The sequence below is a fragment of the Gryllotalpicola sp. CP2-P1 genome, assembly GCF_057512245.1.
The window spans coordinates 1-1,924 of record NZ_JBLRDT010000330.1; the positions used below are offsets into that span (position 1 = coordinate 1).

The window sequence follows — 1,924 nt, forward strand, 5'->3', positions numbered from 1 at the left end:
TCGGTCTCGCTGGCCGCGCGCTCGGCGCGGTAGGCGTCGCTCATGTTGGCGATGCGCCGCACCGCCTGCGGCACGATGCGGCCGAGCCAGAGCGCCAGCACGGTGCAGAACACCCAGCCGGCGATGCCGATCGCGATCGCGTGGTACCTGTACGCCGTCTGGCCGGCGAAGACGACGAGCGCCGTCAGCGAGGTGATGAGGCTCACGCCGTAGAGCACGATGCGCGGGCCGGTCGTGCCGAGCATGATGCCGACCCCCGCGACCGAGCCGCCCGCGATCACGCCGAGGCCGTAGGCGACCGCAGAGTTCGACGTGCCCGAATCGGCGCTGCCGACGACGAAGAGCGCGGCGATGGCGAAGGCGTCGGTGCCGATGATCCACCAGATGCCGCTCGTGACGCGCAGATACAGGAACCCGATGAGCGCGACGAGCAGCAGGCCGACGGCCGTGATCTCGAGCCCGGTGGGCTGCAGCGCATACGGCAGGACGAAGCAGACGATCGCCGTGATCGTCATCAGCGCGCCGTAGACGCGGGCGGCGGCGGCGAGCAGGCGGTCGCGCTCTTTGGAGATGCGATTCATAGGGGGTGCGACCCGAGCGTTCACGCGTTCCTACTCCGCCAGCAGCCGGGCCAGCTGCTCGCCGATGAGCTCGTCTTCGATGAGGAACCCGTCATGACCGTACTCCGAGCGGATGACGACCGCGCGGCCGCCGTCGATGTCGCCGGGGATGCCGGCCGCGAGCACCCGCTGGCCCTCGACCGGGAACAGCCGGTCGCTGTCGATGCCGACGACGACCGTTCGGGCGGTGATGCGCTCGAGGGCCGCCGCCACCCCGCCGCGGCCCCGGCCCACGTCGTGCGAGTTCATCGCGCCGACGACGGTGATGTAGCTGTTCGCGTCGAAGCGCCGCGTGAAGCGGTTGCCGTGGAAGTCGAGGTACGACTCGACGGCGAAGCGGCCGCCGGCGCCGAGGGGGCTGATGTCGCTCTGCCAGCTGCGCGCGAAGCGGGCGTTCAGCTCGTCGGGGCTGCGGTAGTTGAGCAGCGCCATGCGGCGGGCGAGCGCGAGCCCGCGGTGCGGGCCCTCGCCGTCGCCCGCGTCGTAGTAGTCGCCGCCGCGGAACAGCGGGTCGCTGCGGATCGCCTCGAGCTGCACCGAGTTGAGCGCGACCTGGTCGGCCGTCGTCAGCGGGGGAGCGGCGATCACGGCCAGCCGCTCGACGCGCTCGGGGTAGCTCGCCGCCCACTCGAGGGCGTTCATGCCGCCCATCGAGCCGCCGATGACCGCCGCCCATTTCGCGATGCCGAGCCTGTCGGCGAAGACCGCCTGGGCGGCGACCTGGTCGCGGATCGTCGTGAACGGGAAGCGGGCGCCCCACGACTCGCCGTCGGGGGCGGCGGATGCCGGGCCCGTGGTGCCCTGGCAGCCGCCGAGCATGTTCGGCACGACCACGAACCACCGGTCGGTGTCGATCGCCTTGCCCGGGCCGATGATGCCCTGCCACCACCCCGAGGTGGGGTGGCCGCTGCCGGCCTCGCCCACCGCGTGGCTGTCGCCGGTGAGCGCGTGCTCGACGAGCACTGCATTCGAGGCATCCGCGTTCAACTCGCCCCACGTCTCATACGCGATGCGCACGAACGGCAGCGACTGCCCGCTCTCGAAGGCGAAGGGGCCGATTCCCATGAAGCGGCGGTTCCCGATGGGGTCGCTCTCGCGCCAGGCGCCCGTGGCGGGCGGCTTGCCGAGGAGCGAACGGATCTGCGCGTCGGTGATGAAACTCGACGGCACCGTGTCTTCAGCGGTCTGCCACTCCATGAGCCGATTCTGCCAAAGCGCTGAACCCGGTCGTCACAAACGCGGGGCCGAGCGGCGTCATACTGCGCGTTTGTGACGACCGCGGGCGGGCGTGCCCGCCGGGCCGT

1 protein-coding gene and 1 pseudogene are annotated in these 1,924 nt (G+C 71.6%); both read right to left on the reverse strand.

The window, feature by feature from the left end:
* Window positions 1-581: pseudogene (locus tag ACM2XV_RS14875) on the reverse strand (hypothetical protein); the annotation flags it as partial.
* 30 nt (window positions 582-611) lie between these two features.
* The gene (gene metX, locus ACM2XV_RS14880; RefSeq protein ID WP_344774476.1) at window positions 612-1,817 is read right to left on the reverse strand and encodes a homoserine O-acetyltransferase MetX; all 1,206 of its coding nucleotides are present in this window, start codon (window positions 1,815-1,817) and stop codon (window positions 612-614) included.
* Between the last annotated feature and the right edge of the window lie 107 nt (window positions 1,818-1,924).

What these genes read in the sequence shown, in the direction of transcription:
- metX (WP_344774476.1), bottom strand. Translation starts at nt 1,817, where the DNA reads ATGGAGTGGCAGACCGCTGAAGACACGGTGCCGTCGAGTTTCATCACC.